Source organism: uncultured Roseovarius sp. (assembly GCF_963972555.1).
Lineage (GTDB): Bacteria > Pseudomonadota > Alphaproteobacteria > Rhodobacterales > Rhodobacteraceae > Roseovarius > Roseovarius mucosus.
In genome coordinates, this window is sequence record NZ_CAXAUM010000005.1 from 192223 (window position 1) to 207852 (window position 15630).

The 15630-nt window shown below is 63.6% G+C and carries 14 protein-coding genes; 7 read left to right on the forward strand and 7 right to left on the reverse strand.

Annotated elements, in window-relative coordinates; all coding sequences use genetic code 11:
- The first annotated feature begins 31 nt into the window (after nt 1-31).
- A complete protein-coding gene (locus tag AACZ65_RS07275) occupies nt 32-205 on the forward strand; it encodes a VPEID-CTERM sorting domain-containing protein (RefSeq protein WP_297542513.1) in 174 nt (57 codons plus the stop codon).
- Nucleotides 206-213: 8 nt separating this feature from the next.
- Here AACZ65_RS07275 and xrtE read toward each other — a convergent pair whose 3' ends face one another.
- The 6 genes from xrtE to fdhF all read right to left on the reverse strand — a co-directional run bounded on the left by xrtE (nt 214) and on the right by fdhF (nt 7822).
- Nucleotides 214-1818: an exosortase E/protease, VPEID-CTERM system gene (xrtE, locus tag AACZ65_RS07280; RefSeq protein WP_339669439.1), complete on the reverse strand. Its 1605-nt coding sequence runs from the start codon at nt 1816-1818 to the stop codon at nt 214-216.
- Nucleotides 1819-1884: 66 nt separating this feature from the next.
- Nucleotides 1885-2550 carry an alpha/beta fold hydrolase gene (locus AACZ65_RS07285; RefSeq protein ID WP_339669441.1) on the reverse strand — a complete coding sequence of 222 codons (666 nt, stop codon included), beginning with the start codon at nt 2548-2550 and terminating at the stop codon, nt 1885-1887.
- Nucleotides 2547-3176 (reverse strand): DNA-3-methyladenine glycosylase 2 family protein, encoded by a 630-nt coding sequence (locus tag AACZ65_RS07290; protein WP_339669499.1) that lies wholly within the window; start codon nt 3174-3176, stop codon nt 2547-2549. Before AACZ65_RS07290 ends, AACZ65_RS07285 begins: the two co-directional genes overlap by 4 nt.
- Complete coding sequence (locus AACZ65_RS07295; protein WP_339669443.1) at nt 3173-3901, reverse strand: cobalt-precorrin-6A reductase; 729 nt, start codon at nt 3899-3901, stop codon at nt 3173-3175. The genes AACZ65_RS07290 and AACZ65_RS07295 overlap by 4 nt, the downstream gene beginning before the upstream one ends.
- Complete coding sequence (locus tag AACZ65_RS07300; protein WP_339669445.1) at nt 3898-4947, reverse strand: cobalt-precorrin-5B (C(1))-methyltransferase; 1050 nt, start codon at nt 4945-4947, stop codon at nt 3898-3900. Before AACZ65_RS07300 ends, AACZ65_RS07295 begins: the two co-directional genes overlap by 4 nt.
- A 100-nt stretch (nt 4948-5047) precedes the next feature.
- Complete coding sequence (gene fdhF, locus AACZ65_RS07305) at nt 5048-7822, reverse strand: formate dehydrogenase subunit alpha (protein ID WP_339669447.1); 2775 nt, start codon at nt 7820-7822, stop codon at nt 5048-5050.
- Nucleotides 7823-8053: 231 nt separating this feature from the next.
- Between fdhF and AACZ65_RS07310 the strand changes: the two genes are divergently transcribed.
- From AACZ65_RS07310 to AACZ65_RS07330, 5 genes are read left to right on the forward strand one after another with little or no spacing between them, the layout of a single operon-like run.
- The gene (locus AACZ65_RS07310; protein WP_339669449.1) at nt 8054-8704 is read left to right on the forward strand and encodes a histidine phosphatase family protein; all 651 of its coding nucleotides are present in this window, start codon (nt 8054-8056) and stop codon (nt 8702-8704) included.
- A gap of 18 nt (nt 8705-8722) precedes the next feature.
- Nucleotides 8723-9337, forward strand: a complete 615-nt coding sequence (locus AACZ65_RS07315; protein ID WP_339669451.1) for a glutathione S-transferase family protein — start codon at nt 8723-8725, stop codon at nt 9335-9337.
- A gap of 9 nt (nt 9338-9346) precedes the next feature.
- Entirely contained in the window at nt 9347-10402 is a 1056-nt protein-coding gene (locus tag AACZ65_RS07320) for a saccharopine dehydrogenase (RefSeq protein WP_339669452.1), read from the forward strand.
- On the forward strand, nt 10403-10651 hold the full coding sequence (locus tag AACZ65_RS07325; RefSeq protein ID WP_296636715.1) for a SemiSWEET transporter: 249 nt from the start codon (nt 10403-10405) through the stop codon (nt 10649-10651).
- Between the two features lie 14 nt (nt 10652-10665).
- Nucleotides 10666-11808 carry a saccharopine dehydrogenase family protein gene (locus AACZ65_RS07330; RefSeq protein WP_339669456.1) on the forward strand — a complete coding sequence of 381 codons (1143 nt, stop codon included), beginning with the start codon at nt 10666-10668 and terminating at the stop codon, nt 11806-11808.
- 98 nt (nt 11809-11906) lie between these two features.
- Here AACZ65_RS07330 and AACZ65_RS07335 read toward each other — a convergent pair whose 3' ends face one another.
- Nucleotides 11907-14246 (reverse strand): UvrD-helicase domain-containing protein, encoded by a 2340-nt coding sequence (locus AACZ65_RS07335; protein ID WP_339669458.1) that lies wholly within the window; start codon nt 14244-14246, stop codon nt 11907-11909.
- A gap of 109 nt (nt 14247-14355) precedes the next feature.
- Here AACZ65_RS07335 and AACZ65_RS07340 point away from each other — a divergent pair, with 109 nt between their 5' ends.
- Complete coding sequence (locus AACZ65_RS07340; RefSeq protein WP_339669459.1) at nt 14356-15495, forward strand: alpha-hydroxy acid oxidase; 1140 nt, start codon at nt 14356-14358, stop codon at nt 15493-15495.
- Nucleotides 15496-15630 lie beyond the last annotated feature (135 nt).

Here is a 15630-nt window from a genome sequence, read left to right on the forward strand (position 1 = left end):
AGTTTGCATTAGACATATACGGAGATGACCGATGTTTGATTGGTTCTGGAATGGCTGGTACGGTGGCACGACTTCGGGTGGTGGCTCGTCGTCAACATCTTCCGTGCCGGAAATGGACGCCGCGAGCGGGACACTCGCCATCGCGGTGGTTCTCGCGGCCCTTGTCCTTGCTTGGGAAATCAAACGCCGTCGCGCGCGGAACTGACCTGACGGTCAGATCAGCGTCCAATCCCCCCTCCAAAGGGCGACGGCTGCGATGACAGCATTGGCAACAGCATGGGCGGCCATGGCATCAGCCAGCCGCCCATTGCGCATGTAAACCAGAGAAAACACAACGCCCGCCAGGCCCGCTTCAATCCAGCGGCCATGAACAAGGGCGAATAGACCGGCCGAAACCGCAATAGCGATGATCCGGCTGACAACGGTTCCCCGATCCAGCCGCGCTTGCACATAGCCCCGAAAAAACAGCTCTTCAATCACCGGCACAAGGGCTACCGTGCCAAGGATACGCATCCCTGCCCAAAGGGCAAAGACCCCCGCCCCAAGCGACAAGAGCGCCTCAGAGGGGGGGTCTGCTGCGGGCGCGGTCACAATCCATGCCACCCCGATCAATCCCCCCGCGACCACCGACAGCGCCGACGGCCACGCCAGATGCTGCCGCACGGTGCCCCGCACCCACCAGAGCGCGGCCAGCATCATGCCCACCTGCACCGGATAGGCCAAGGCGGGCTCGCGCCAGAATGCCTGTGCAATCAGACCTGACAGAGCGAAGACGATAAACGGCAGGATTCGCCCGGCCACATCATCCTCGGCCATTGGCGCCACGCTGCGCACCCGTGGCACTGCCGCCGCTTGCAACGCATAGCCACTGCGCCCCACTACCACCAACACACTGATGGACAGCGCCGTGAACATCAACCACCCGGCAAAGCTGTGAAAGCCATTGACCGCAAGCTCGGGCGAGACATGCACCCCGATCAGAATCAAAACCGTGATCCGCACCGCGTTGAACAGCCAGCTCACCAAGAGCGCGATAGGCCAGATCACAAGGCCAAAGCGGCGCAGGCGCAATTCGTCTCGGAAAAGCACGCCGTAAAGAGCGAGAAACGCGGTGATCAGCACCAACCCCTCAATCCCAGAACAGCTATCGGCCACCATGACCCGGAATTCCGGCGTGCCGATCACATAGGTCGCGGGATCCACAACCACATCCTCGACAAATAGGCGCAGCAAGAGAAATACCGCGATAAAGGTCACATCTGTAATCGCCTGCACACTCCACAATGGCCCTGCCAGAACCACCGCCCCCGGCAGGGCCGCCGCGAAGGCAGCAATGGCGACGAGCGACAAGGTGCGTCCTCGCAACCACGCGATCCAGGCTGACGGCCGCATGAGCCACAGCACCCCTCCCAAGGCCGCCATCAGCGCCCCCAAGGCCGCCAGCGGAAACACCCGCGCAAACTCCGCGCTCAACGCCTCGGGCGCGACCAGAACCAGCGGCGCAAGCATCGCCAGAACGCCCGCCCCATGCAGCAACGCCCAAGGAGCTCCCCCCGGTGCGGCGCTTGCCGTGCTTGCGAACTCGGACCGCGCCACGGGGCGCGCCCAGAGATATACCCCGACCAAAGACCCCGCGCAAAGCAGCCACAGCGCCACGAACCGCAGCCCTCGGCACGCGGTTTCGATTCCGGTTGCGCGGCACTCAAGGTCACTCAAAACCTGGTAGAGCAGCACAAGCAGCACCATCTCGGCGACAAAGAGCGCGCCAAGAGAATAGGCCCGTCCAAGCGGGGAGAGACTGTCGGTGTCCTTGCTCATCCGTCCCGGCCTAGCGCACCCGCGCCGCCATAATATGGCAAGCCTGCGGCGATTTGCGGAAAACCGTCAAAGGCCAAGTTTGTCGCGCATGAAGGCCAGAGCAACCGATAGGCCGTCGGGCGCGATCCCATGGCCAGTGCCCTTCATGATATGGGCATAGACATCCTGCCAACCGGCCTGCTGCAAGGCCTCTGCCGCCTGCGGCAGCGACTGCACCGGCACCACCTCGTCGGCGTCACCATGCAACAAAAGGACCGGCGGGCGGCTTTGCACCTCATCGCTCAGCAATTCCGGCGACAAGAGCCGCCCCGAAAAGGCCACGACGCCGCCAAGCGCGTCTTCGCGCCGGGGTGCGACATGCAGCGCCATCATCGTGCCTTGGGAAAAGCCGAAGAGCACCACCTGTTCCGGCAAGAGATCTTCATCCACCATAAGCGCATCGAGAAAGGCGTTCATATCCGCCGTGGCCGTCATCAGCCCGCGATGCGCCTCTTCCTCGCTCGATCCGTCAATCCAGGGAATCGGAAACCATTGAAGGCCAAAGGGCATGCCGGGAATACTTTCGGGCGCATCGGGTGCTACAAAGAGCGTATCGGGCAAATGCTCCGCCAGCGGATCGGCCAGCCCCAGCAAATCTGCGCCATTGGCGCCGTATCCGTGCAGAAAGACCACGGCCGAGCGTGTCTCGCCCGACTGCGGCGCCTTGCGGCCTGCTTTCAAAACCCGTGTCATCTGATCCCTTCCCTGTCCTTGGCCACCCGGTAATAGGCCCACAAGAGCCGTGCCGCAACGGCGCGCCAGGGCGCCCAATCCTCGGCCATCTGCCGCAGCGCCCGTTCCTTGGGGCGTTCCGGCAGGTCGTAGAGCAGGCGCACCGCCTCTTGCAAGGCAAGATCGCCGGGCGCGAAGACATCCGCGCGCCCCAGACTGAACATCGCATAGATTTCCGCCGTCCAGACGCCGATACCGGGCACCTGCGTTAGAGTTGCAATGACCTCCGGCGTCGGTGCGTAGCGCAGGGCGGCATAGTCAATCCCCGCCTCCGCAAGCGCGCGGGCATAGCGCGCCTTTTGTCGGCTGAGGCCCACGGCGCGCAGGTCATCATCCGTGACTGCAACAATGCGCTGAGGCTCGGTAAACCCGGCCTGTTCCATCCGCGACCAAATCGCATTGGCTGACGCAACACTGACCTGTTGGCTGACAATCGCGCTCAACAGCTCAGCGAACCCATCCGGGTTTCGCCGCAAAGGCAGCGGCCCGGTCAGACCATACGCATGGCGCATGCGCGGGCACAGCGCCGCCAGATGGGTCGCCCCCTCTTCCACATCCGCCTCACATGTGATGATCCGCCCCGTCATAGCGCCTGCACCCACTCTATTGCCTCCGCGACCGTCGCCACACGGGGCGCGTCGGGTTGCGGCGGGCGGGCGATCATCGCCACCGGCAGGCTCAGCGCCCGCGCCGCCGCCAATTTGCTCTCGGACGCCGCCCCGCCCGCATTTTTGACTACCAGCCAATCAATGCCAAGCCGGGTGAAAAGGGAAATTTCATCATCCACGGAAAACGGCGGACGGCCAACGATATAGGTGCCATTTGCCATGGGAAAGGGTGCCTCGGGCGGATCGACCACACGGCAAATCAGGCGCCGCCCGTCGAGATTGGCAAAGCGGGTCACGCCCTGCCGCCCGGTCGCAAGAAACACCGTAGCCCCCACCGGAATATGCGCCGCCGCCTCTTCTTCGGCGGCAATGTCCGTCCAGCGATCCTCTGTCCCCGGCACCCATTCCGGCCGCAAAAGCTGGCAATAGGGCAGATCATGCGCCGCGCAAAGCCGCGCCGTCCGCGCCGAGATCTGCGCCGCAAATGGATGCGTGGCATCGAGCACCGCCGTAATGCCCGCCTCTGCCACATAGGCAAGAAACCCTGCCTCACCGCCGAACCCTCCGATCCGAGTGGGCAGCCCCATGGCGCGCGGTGCCCGCGTCGCCCCGGCGAGCGAGGCCACCGCCGCGCGCCCCTCATCCGCCAGATGTCGCGCCAGCTGTTGCGCCTCCCCCGTACCCGCCAGCAGCAAGAGCGTCATGTGCCCCCCGCCCGCGCCAGCACTGCGCCTGCCCGGTCGATCACGACGGTATCCACGGCAACCCCGTCAGGCAGCATCGCCAACACCTTGGCGCGGCTTTCGCGCGCCACCCAATCCGCCAGGGTTTCCCCCGCCAAATCATAGGCTTGCAAGGCCGTATTCATGTATTTCAGCTCGGGCAGGCCAAGCGCCTCGGCAAGGCCCGCAAAATCCACCTGGCTGCGACCCGAATGCAGATCGCGCGCGCCCTGCGCCAGCTTGGTCATCTTGCCGATACCGCCCCCCACCGTCAGGCGCGGCATCGGATTCCGGGCAAGATACTTGAGCATCCCACCGGCGAAATCTCCCATATCGAGCATCGCGTGATCTGGCAGATCATAGAGGCCCTGCACCACCTGTTCGCTCGTGGCACCCGTACAGCCTGCCACATGGGTCAACCCTGTCTCGCGCGCCACGTCGATGCCACGATGGATCGACGCGATCCAGGCCGCACAGGAGAACGGGCGCACAATCCCGGTGGTGCCCAGAATTGACAACCCTCCCTTGATACCCAGCCTCGGGTTCCACGTCTTTTGCGCGAGCGCTGCCCCACCGGGCACCGAAACGGTGATCTCTATATCCGGGCTTTCCGACAGGCGCTCGGCCATATCCTCGACCGTTTCGCGCATCATCTGGCGCGGCACCGGGTTGATCGCAGGGTCGCCTGGCGGGATCGGCAGACCTGGCATGGTGACGCGCCCCACCCCCTCGCCCGCGCGAAACACCACGCCACCTTCTGAGCGCGCCACACGGGCGATGATCATCGCCCCATGGGTCACATCCGGGTCGTCGCCTGCGTCCTTGATCACCCCCGCCTCGGCCCAGTCCTCGCCACTGGCGTGATGCGCGATGTCAAACTCTGGTGTTTCGCCGCGCGGCAGGGTGATTTGCACGCGCCGCACCTTGCCTTCCCCCCAAAACAAACTCAGCGCCGCCCGCGTCGCGGCGGTGGCGCAAGCGCCCGTGGTCCAGCCACGGCGCAACGGGGTGTCGGGTTTTCGGGTCATGTCCAAGCGCGACTATAGGCGCGCCGCGGTCCGAGGCCAAATGCCAAATCTACGGGCATGTGTTTGTGCGCCCCACGACCTGCGCGGGGCGCATTCCATATCATTCCGCCGCGATATTCGCCGCTTCGACCTTGACCGCCGAAAACTTGAACTCGGGGATCTTGCCATAGGGATCGACCGCCGGGTTGGTCAGGATATTCGCCGCCGCCTCGACATAGGCAAAGGGCAGGAACACCATATCGGGGGCCACAGCGCGATCTGCCCGCGCCATGATCCGGATCGAGCCGCGCTTGGTGCTCAGGCGCACCATGCCGCCCGGCTCAACCCCCAGCTTGCGCAGAGTTGCGGGATGCATCGAGCAATTCGCCTCAGGTTCGACCGCATCAAGCACCCTGGCGCGCCGGGTCATCGACCCTGTGTGCCAATGCTCAAGCTGCCGCCCCGTGGTCAGGATCATCGGATAGTCCGCGTCAGGCACATCGTCTGGCGGGATGATCGCCGCCGGGGTGAATTTCGCACGACCCTCGGGGCGCGGGAACCCATCGCCAAACACCACCGCCTCGCCGGGCTGATCTGGGCCTTTACAAGGATAGGTCACAGCCCCTTCCCGCTCCAGCCGCTCCCAGGTGATATTGTCGAGCGAGCGCATGTTGACCTTCATCTCGGCAAAGACATCCGCCGGGCTGTTGTAGGACCAATCGAGACCGATCCGCTTGGCCAGCTCCACGGTGATCGCCCAATCCTCGCGCGCTTCTCCCGGCGGGGGCACGGCGGGGCGGCCCATCTGCACCTGACGATTGGTGTTTGTGACGGTGCCCGCTTTCTCATAAAAGGCCGAGGCAGGCAGGATCACATCGGCATAGTTCGCCGTTTCGGTGATGAAAATATCCTGCACCACCAGATGCTCCAGCTTGGCCAGAGCATCGCGGGCGTGCTCCACATCCGGGTCTGACATCGCCGGGTTCTCACCCAGAATATACATGCCCTTGATCTTGTCCTCGTGGACCGCATCCATGATCTCGGTCACGGTCAAGCCCTTTTGGTTCGAGAAGTCCCCCGATTGCCAGACCTCGGTAAAGGCGCGGCGCACGCCGTCATCGGTCACGGTCTGATAGTCGGGCAGGAACATCGGCACGAGGCCTGCGTCAGACGCCCCCTGCACGTTGTTCTGGCCACGCAGCGGATGCAGCCCGGTGCCCGGACGGCCCACATGGCCGCACATCAGCGCCAGCGAAATCAGGCAGCGCGAATTGTCTGTGCCGTGGATGTGCTGGCTGACGCCCATCCCCCAAAAGATCATCCCCGCCTTGGCCGTGGCAAAATCCCGCGCCACAGCGCGCAGGGTCTCGGCGGGCACGCCACAGATCGCTTCCATCTTCTCGGGCGGGAACTGCGCCAGATGCTTTTTCTCCGCCTCCCAATTCTCGGTGAAGGCTGCGATATACTGCTGGTCATACAGCCCCTCTTCCACGATCACGTGCATGATCGCGTTGAGCATCGAGACATCCGCACCGGGGCGGAATTGCAGCATATGGGTGGCAAAGCGCTTCATGCCCTGGCCGCGTGGGTCCATGACGATGAGCTTGCCACCGCGCTTGGTGAACTGCTTGAAATAGGTCGCAGCAACGGGATGGTTTTCTAGCGGGTTGGCGCCGATGATGATCGCAACATCTGCGTTTTCAATCTGGTTGAAGGTCGCCGTGACGGCACCAGAGCCGACATTCTCGATCAGCGCCGCCACGGAGGAGGCGTGGCAGAGCCGCGTGCAGTGGTCGACGTTGTTGTGACCAAATCCCTGACGGATGAATTTCTGAAAGAGATAAGCTTCTTCATTGGTGCATTTGGCGCTACCGAAGCCCGCCACGCTGGTCCCGCCATGGGTATCCTTGAGCCCCTTCAGCGCGCCCGCCGCCAGATCGAGCGCCTCGTCCCACTCGGCCTCGCGGAATACTTCCTGCCAATTGCCGGGATCGACATTCAGACCCTTGGCGGGCGCATCGTCGCGGCGAATGAGCGGTTTGGTCAGGCGGTGCGGGTGGTGGATATAGTCAAAACCGAACCGCCCCTTGACGCAGAGCCGCCCTTCGTTGGCAGGCCCATTGATGCCCTCGACATACTTGACCTTGCCATTCTTGACCTTGAGCGAGACCTGACAGCCCACGCCGCAGAAGGGGCAGATGCTCTTGACCTCTTCGTCGAAATCCGCGCTGTCGCCCTGCTGCTGATCGTCAAGCACGGTGGCAGGCATCAAGGCCCCGGTCGGGCAGGCCTGCACACATTCGCCGCAGGCCACGCAGGTTGAGGCCCCCATCGGATCAGCCAGATCGAACACCGGATAGGCGTCGTGTCCTCGCCCTCCCATGCCAATCACGTCATTGACTTGCACCTCGCGGCAGGCGCGCACGCAAAGACCACACTGGATACAAGCATCCAGATTGACGCGCATGGCGATATGGGTGTCATCAAGAAGCGGGATCCGCTCTTTCTCGAGCTTGGGAAAGCGGCTGTGCGTCACGCCGTTGGCCTCGGCCATATCCCAGAGGTGGCTCGAACGGTCATGCGATTGCGCCTGCTCGGGCTGATCGGCCAAAAGCATTTCCACCACCATCTTGCGCGCCGATTCCGCGCGCGCGGAATTCGTGGTCACCACCATACCCGCCTTGGCCTCGCGAATGCAGGAGGCGACCAAAGTGCGCTCGCCCTCAACCTCGACCATGCAGGCGCGGCAATTGCCATCGGGGCGATAGCCGGGTGCGGGCTTGTGGCAGAGATGCGGTATTTTCAGGCCGCGACCATTCGCAACTTCCCAAATCGTCTGACCGGCGTCTGCCTCGACCTCTTGGCCGTCCAATACGAATGTGATCTTGTCGGTCATCAGCGTGCCTCCCTGCTTTGGGCCTTTTTTAAGCATGCAGCGGCATCCCATAGGCCGTCAATCCCGACACCTCACCTTGCGTTTGCGCCACGAAAGGCAAAGAGCCATCGCATTGGCCCCAATTCCCGCGCCTCTTGCGCATCGCCGGCAAACGGGCGGATTATTTCGCGCACCACCTTTAACCCCGCCGCAACCGGCGCTAACGTCGCGCAGAATTCGGGGAGGGAAACCTTGGCAGAGCTAATTCTGGTGCGTCACGGGCAGGCCAACAGCCATGCGACCGATGAGACAGATTATGACCGGCTGTCGCCTCTGGGCGTGCAGCAGGCCGAATGGTTGGGCGCCCATCTGGCGCAGACGAATCCCCATTTCGACCATGTCCTCACCGGCACGCTCAACCGTCAGATCGGCACCGCCCGCGCCATGGGCTACGAGATCACCGAACGGGATCCGCGCCTTGACGAGTTGAGCTATTTCGCCCTCGCCCGCGCCATCGAAATGCAACACGGCATTCCCGCTCCTGCCGATGCGACCGAGTTCGCCCGCTACCTGCCGCAGGTGATCGAACACTGGGCAAGGGGCGATCTTGACGATGTGCCCGAGACTTTCGAGCATTTCACAACCCGGATCACCAGCCTGATCGACGACATCTGTCATCATAACGGGCGCATCCTGATCGTCACCTCCGGCGGCGTGATCGGCATGGTCATGCGGCACGCCCTCGGCCTCGATATTCCGGGCCTGTCCAAGGTCATGCTTCAAGTGATGAACAGTTCGCTGCACCGCCTTGAGCATGTGCACGACATGCTGATGCTGGGCACGTTCAACGCCACGCCCCATCTCGACACACCCGACCGGGCGCATGCCCGCACCTTCATCTGACAGTCAAGAGGACCCGCCATGAAACTCTATTACGCCAAAGGCACCATCTCGATTGCAGTGGCCATCGCCCTGCACGAGGCCGGTCTCGACTTTGAACCGATGCGCCTCGATTTCCGGGCCGGGGAGCAATCAGGGGCTACTTATCTCGCGATCAATCCCAAAGGGCGCGTTCCGGCCCTTGTCACCGACAACGGCATTCTGACCGAAACCGGCGCGATCCTCGATTACATCGCCGACACTACGCCGCAGGCCGGATTACGCCCCACAGATCCCTATCAGGCCGCCAAGATGCGCGAAGCGATGTATTACATCGCCTCCACCATGCATGTGAACCACGCGCACAAAATGCGCGGCCACCGTTGGGCCGATCAGCAAAGCTCTTTTGACGATATGAAGGCCAAGTCGGTGCAGACCATGACCGACAGCGCCGCCTATGTGGAAAACCACGTACTCACCGGGCCTTTTGTGTTGGGCGAGACTGTCTCGCTCGCCGATGCCTATCTCTATGTTGCCTGTAGCTGGCTGGCAGGTGACGGGGTGGACGTGGCACAATTCCCCAAGATCACTGCCTTTGTGCAGGCAATGCGCGCGCGCCCCTCGGTCGCGCAGGTGATCGCCGACAACATGATCTGAAAGGCTGACATGACACATCTGTGGGTAAGGGCCGAACAGCGGCCAAACGAGGAACGCGTCGGCCTGACGCCCGAGGGCGCGGCACAACTCATCGCCAAGGGCATCCGCGTGACGGTCGAGGAAAGCCACAACCGCGCCATTCCGATCGACGGCTACCGCGCGGCGGGCTGCACGATTGCACCGGAAAACGCATGGCCCTCCGCCCCCGCCGACGCGATCATCTTCGGGCTCAAGGAACTGCCCGAGGACGGCACGCCCCTGCCGCATCGCCACATCATGTTCGGCCATGCCTTCAAGGGCCAGCACGCCGGACGACGCCTCTTGCAGCGGTTCAAGGCCGGCGGCGGCACGCTCTATGATCTCGAATACCTCGTTGACGAAACGGGCCGGCGCGTTGCCGCCTTCGGCTATTGGGCGGGCTATGCCGGGGCAGCGGTGTCGCTCATGGCTTGGGTGGCGCAACAGCGCGATGCGACCTGCCCCCCCGTCGATACCTATCCGGGGCGCGACGCGCTGCTGGCCGACCTCGGTGCACGGCTCGATGCCACGGGCGCGCCGCGCCCCCGCGCCATCGTAATCGGGGCCTTGGGCCGCGTGGGCACCGGGGCGGCAGACCTTTGCGAGGCAATGGACGTGCTCGTCACCCGCTGGGACATGGCCGAGACCGCATCCGGCGGGCCTTTCCCGGAAATTCTCGCCCATGACATCTTTCTGAACTGCATCTTCGCGCGCCCCGGCACGCCGGTGTTCGTGCCGAAATCCGCGCTCGATCAGCCCCGCCAACTGACCGTGGTCGGCGATGTGGCCTGCGATCCTGACAGCGATTACAACCCGGTGCCGCTCTATGACGCGGCCACCTCCTGGGCGGCCCCCGTGCTGCGTGTGCATGACGCGCCGCCGCTCGACATCATGGCCATCGACAACCTGCCCTCGCTCTTGCCCGTGGAATCCTCGCAGGATTACGCGGGGCAGTTGCTGGCCTCCCTCCTGACCCTCGACACCTTGGATCAAGGGGTCTGGGGCCGCGCGGCAGAGACCTTTCACACCCATATGAAAGCGATCTGAATGGCGCCCTATGTCGGATATCTGGCCGCCTTTCTGGGGACGATCTGCTGGATTCCACAGGCGGTCAAGGCTTGGGCCACGCGCGACACCTCGGGCCTCTCGCTCCCGTCAAACTTGCTCTTTCTGACCACCGTATCCCTGTGGCTGGTCTATGGGCTGATGATCGGCGACTGGCCTCTCATTCTGGCCAATATCTGCGCCGTTCTGGCGATGCTGAGCATCGTCGCGGCGAAACTCCGTTACAAGTAAAAGGAGAGACGGACATGACAATCCACTGGTGCGGTACCGGCCTATCGGCCATTCCCGGTCTGCGGCGACTGATCGAGGCAGGGCATGACGTGAGCGTCTGGAACCGCTCGACCGACAAGGCGCGCGCCGCCGTCGGTGATCTCACGGACAAGATCCACGCCTTTGACAAGGACGCCCTCGCCAAACTGCTCAAACCCGGCGATGTCGTGGTCTCGATGCTGCCCGGCGACTGGCATGTGCCGCTGGCCGAGCTTTGCCTCGGGACGGGCGTGCATTTCGTCTCCTCCTCCTACATCGCCCCCGAGATGCGCGCCCTGGATGAGGCGGCGCGCGACAAGGGACTGTGCTTTGTCAATGAAATCGGCCTCGATCCCGGCATTGACCACCTGATGGCGCATCATCTGGTGGCCGACTATCGCGCCTCCCCGGCCTTTGACGCAGGCAATGACCTGTCGTTCACCTCCTATTGCGGCGGCGTGCCGAAACATCCCAACCCGTTTCGCTACAAGTTCAGCTGGTCGCCTCTGGGCGTGCTCAAGGCGCTGCGCTCGCCCTCGCGCTCGATTCGAGATTTCTCGGAACTCAGGGTGTCCCGGCCCTGGGACGCGATTTCCAGCTATGACGCGCCCCTGCCAACCCCCGAGACCTTCGAGGTGTATCCCAACCGCGATTCAATCCCCTTCATCGCCGATTACCGGTTCGATCCCGACTGGCGGATCAAGGACTTTGTGCGCGGCACGCTGCGCCTGAATGGCTGGTCCGAGGCTTGGAAGGAGGTCTTTGCCGAGATCGAAACGCTCGACGGTGCCGCGGGCGATGCCCGGCTCAAGGAGATGTCCGATCAGTTCTGGCAAGAGAACGCCTATGATGAGGGCGAACCGGACCGCGTCGTGCTCTGCGTCGATCTCAAGGCAGAAAAGGCCGGTAAACCAGTCTGGCACCAAAGCTATGTGATGGACGCCTGGGGCGATGCGCGCGGCACGGCGATGGCGCGGCTCGTGTCGATTCCGGTCTCGCTCGCGGTCGAGTCGGTGCTCGCGCGCGAAATCCCCGCAGGCGTCAGCGCAGCTCCCCATGATCCGAAACTGGTCGCGCGCTATCTGGCCGAGGTTAGCCGGCTGGCGCAGCATCTGACGGTCGTGGATCACCTCGGCTGAGCGTTTCGGCGCAAGGTCGGATTTGAGTATTTGCACCAAGAAGAAGCGACATCGGGTTTCTTCTTGGCAAAAATACTCAGATCCGCCGCTGACCCGCGTCAGAACGGCACATCATCCGCGCCGGTGACAAAGCGCGCGACCACCTTCTTGGTGCCCGCCTTTTCAAAGGCGATTTCGAGCTTGTCACCCTCGATGGCGATGATCGCCCCATAGCCGAATTTCTGATGAAAGACGCGCTCGCCCACCGTATGCGCGCTGGTGGCCTGAAGGTCGATCACGCTGTGGCGGGCCTCGCTTGGCTGGCTCATGGGCCGTTCGCCGCCGCGCGCCTGAAGCCTCCGCCAACCGGGGCTATTGTACACATTGGCCTCGGCGGCGCGGCTCTCGATGCCGGCTGAGGCCGCCGCCCCATACCCACCGCCATAAAGCCCCGGAGGGGTCAGCACATCGACATGCGCCTCGGGCAATTCGTCGATGAAGCGCGAGGGCATCTGCGATTGCCACTGGCCGTAAACGCGGCGATTTCCCGCAAACGAAATGGTGCAGACCTCTTCGGCGCGGGTTATGCCGACATAGGCCAGCCGCCGCTCTTCCTCGAGCCCGCGCACGCCGGTTTCGTCCATCGCGCGTTGCGACGGGAAAAGCCCATCCTCCCATCCCGGCAGGAACACAGCCGGAAACTCCAGCCCCTTGGCGGCGTGCAGGGTCATCAGCGTGACCTTCTCGCCCTCATCGCCCGACTCGTTGTCCATGATGAGGCTGACATGCTCCAGAAACCCTTGCAGGTTTTCGAACCCTTCCAGGGCTTTGACCAATTCCTTGAGATTCTCGAGCCGCCCCGGTGCCTCGGGCGTCTTGTCATTCTGCCACATGGCCGTGTAGCCGCTCTCGTCGAGGATCATCTCGGCCAGTTCGACATGGGTGATGTCGGCATCGTCCACCATGCGGCCCCAACGGGCCAGCCCGTCGATCAGCAGGCGCAACTCCCCCGCCGCCTTGCCGCTGATGCCCTTGTCGTCGAGCAAGAGCCGCGCCCCCTCGACCAGCGACACGCCATTCTGGCGCGCCGAGACCTGGATTTTCTGCTGCGCCTTGTCGCCAAGACCGCGTTTTGGAGTGTTGACGATCCGCTCGAACGCCAGATCATCCGCAGGCGAGACCACCAACCGGAAATAGGCCATGGCGTCGCGAATTTCCAAACGCTCGTAGAATCGCGGACCGCCGATCACGCGATACGGCAGGCCGATGGTCAGGAACCGGTCCTCGAAGGCGCGCATCTGGTGCGAGGCGCGCACGAGAATTGCCATCTCGTCCAGCGAATAGGGCCGCATCCGCCGCGTGCCCCGCTGCATCGCGTCGATTTCCTCGCCGATCCAGCGGGCCTCTTCCTCGCCATCCCAATGGCCGATCAGGCGGACCTTTTCCCCCTCCTCGGCGGCGGTCCACAGCTCCTTGCCCAGCCGGTCGCGATTGCCCGCAATCACCCCCGACGCCGCCGCAAGGATATGCGGGGTCGAGCGGTAATTCTGCTCCAGCCGGATCACAGCCGCGCCCGGAAAATCCTTTTCGAACCGCAGGATATTGCCCACTTCGGCGCCGCGCCAGCCATAGATGGACTGGTCGTCATCGCCCACGCAGCAGATGTTCTTGTGCCCCCCCGCCAAGAGGCGCAACCACAGATATTGCGCCACGTTGGTATCCTGATACTCGTCCACGAGGATATAGCGGAACCAGCGTTGGTATTGCCTGAGCACATCGTCGTGCTTTTGAAAGATCGTGACCACATGCAAGAGCAGGTCGCCGAAATCGACCGCGTTCAGCTCGCGCAGGCGGGTCTGATACTGCCGATAGAGCGCCGGCCCCTTGCCGTCATAGGCGCTGCCCTCGCTGCTGGGCAGATTGTCGGGCGTCCAGGCGCGGTTCTTCCATTGGTCGATGATCCCAGCCAGCATCCGCGCGGGCCAGCGTTTGTCGTCGATGCCCGACGCCTGCACCAATTGCTTGAGCAGGCGCAATTGGTCATCTGTATCAAGAATGGTGAAATTGGACTTGAGATCGACGAGTTCGGCGTGACGGCGCAAGAGCTTGACACAGATCGAATGAAACGTGCCAAGCCACGGCATGCCCTCGACCCGCTCGCCCATCAGGCGGCTGACGCGTTCCTTCATCTCGCGCGCGGCCTTGTTGGTAAAGGTCACGGCCAGAATATCGCCCGGCCCCGCGCGCCCGGTGTTCATCAGATGAGCGATGCGCGTGGTCAGCGCCTTGGTCTTGCCCGTGCCTGCCCCGGCCAGCATGAGCACCGGACCATCCAATGTCTCCGCCGCGCGGCGCTGCTCGGGGTTGAGGTCATCGAGATAGGGCGCAGGCCGCGCAGCTATCGCACGGGCCGAGAGGCTGGCCCCCTCAAAGGCATCGGATTCGTCAAATCTGTTCATGCGTAGGACAATAGCGCGGAGGCAGCGAGAGTTAAAGAGATGTTCGGGGATTGTTCCACCCTGATCTGCCCTCTGGACAAGCCCCTGAAAACCCGCGCAAATGCGCATCATGAACCTGCATGCCGCCTTTCCCGCCCTGTCTGACCTGCGCGCCCGTGCGGCGCGGCGCATTCCACATTTCGTCTGGGAATACCTTGACAGTGCCACCGGAACAGAGGCCACCAAGGCGCGCAATCGCCTGATGCTCGATCAGGTGCGGCTCAGCCCCTCGATCCTGCATGGCGAGTTCACAGCCGACATCACCGCCCCCCTCTTTGGGCAGACCCATGCCCTGCCGGTCGGAATCGCGCCCGTGGGCATGTCCGGCCTCATCTGGCCCGATGCCGAGCGTCTCCTGGCAAGGGCCGCAACGCAGGTGGGGATACCTTATGGCCTCTCCACCGTGGCGAGCCAGACGCCCGAGGTCGTGGGCCCGCATCTGAGCGGCAATGGCTGGTTCCAGATGTATCCGCCGCGCGACACCGGCATTCGCACGGACATGCTGAACCGCGCGCGCAACGCCGGGTTCTCGGTGCTGGTGCTGACTGTCGATGTGCCCGTGGGCAGCCGTCGCGAGCGACAGGTGCGGTCTGGGCTTACACAGCCGCCCAAGCTGACGCCGCGGCTTTTGGCGCAGGTCGCCCGCTGCCCGGCCTGGGCGCTTGGCACCGCGCGGCTCGGCATGCCGCGGATGCGGCTGATTGACGATTATGCGGGCCAGACCAAGGGCTTGCCCTCGAACAAGCACGCCGGATACCTGCTGCGCACCTCGCCCGACTGGGAGTATCTGCGCTGGCTGCGCGATGCCTGGGACGGGCCGCTGGTCGTCAAGGGCGTGCTGCGCGCCGACGATGCCACCGCGCTCGAGAAAGAGGGCGTGGATGCGATCTGGATTTCGAACCACGCAGGTCGACAGTTCGACGCCGCCCCCGCCACAATCGAAGCGCTGCCGCAGGTACGCGCCGCAACCACCCTGCCGGTGATCATGGACGGCGGCATCGAAGGCGGGCTCGACGTGCTGCGCGCCATCGCCCTTGGAGCGGATTTCGTCATGTTGGGGCGCGGCTGGCACTACGCGCTTGGGGCCTTGGGCGAGAGCGGCCCCGCGCATCTGGCGGATATCCTGGCCGAGGATTTGCGCGCCAACATGGGCCAGTTGGGCACGCACACGCTTTGGGATGTGCGCGCACGCTTGATCCCCTCCGGGTAGGGCCACCCACCCGTCGGGACAGGAAATTTCCCTTGCCGGGGAATACCCAGTTTGCCGGATTGCACAAACCTTTCACAAATCCTACAAGGATGCAGCGCTGCAATGCGGCATAGACGGCCGCGCCGCCAGAACTGA

Bases quoted from the DNA above. Each gene is read 5' to 3' on its own strand.
- AACZ65_RS07275 (WP_297542513.1), top strand. From the start codon at position 32: ATGTTTGATTGGTTCTGGAATGGCTGGTACGGTGGCACGACTTCGGGT.
- xrtE (WP_339669439.1), bottom strand. From the start codon at position 1,818: ATGAGCAAGGACACCGACAGTCTCTCCCCGCTTGGACGGGCCTATTCT.
- AACZ65_RS07285 (WP_339669441.1), bottom strand. From the start codon at position 2,550: ATGACACGGGTTTTGAAAGCAGGCCGCAAGGCGCCGCAGTCGGGCGAG.
- AACZ65_RS07290 (WP_339669499.1), bottom strand. From the start codon at position 3,176: ATGACGGGGCGGATCATCACATGTGAGGCGGATGTGGAAGAGGGGGCG.
- AACZ65_RS07295 (WP_339669443.1), bottom strand. From the start codon at position 3,901: ATGACGCTCTTGCTGCTGGCGGGTACGGGGGAGGCGCAACAGCTGGCG.
- AACZ65_RS07300 (WP_339669445.1), bottom strand. From the start codon at position 4,947: ATGACCCGAAAACCCGACACCCCGTTGCGCCGTGGCTGGACCACGGGC.
- fdhF (WP_339669447.1), bottom strand. From the start codon at position 7,822: ATGACCGACAAGATCACATTCGTATTGGACGGCCAAGAGGTCGAGGCA.
- AACZ65_RS07315 (WP_339669451.1), top strand. From the start codon at position 8,723: ATGAAACTCTATTACGCCAAAGGCACCATCTCGATTGCAGTGGCCATC.
- AACZ65_RS07320 (WP_339669452.1), top strand. From the start codon at position 9,347: ATGACACATCTGTGGGTAAGGGCCGAACAGCGGCCAAACGAGGAACGC.
- AACZ65_RS07325 (WP_296636715.1), top strand. From the start codon at position 10,403: ATGGCGCCCTATGTCGGATATCTGGCCGCCTTTCTGGGGACGATCTGC.
- AACZ65_RS07330 (WP_339669456.1), top strand. From the start codon at position 10,666: ATGACAATCCACTGGTGCGGTACCGGCCTATCGGCCATTCCCGGTCTG.
- AACZ65_RS07335 (WP_339669458.1), bottom strand. From the start codon at position 14,246: ATGAACAGATTTGACGAATCCGATGCCTTTGAGGGGGCCAGCCTCTCG.
- AACZ65_RS07340 (WP_339669459.1), top strand. From the start codon at position 14,356: ATGAACCTGCATGCCGCCTTTCCCGCCCTGTCTGACCTGCGCGCCCGT.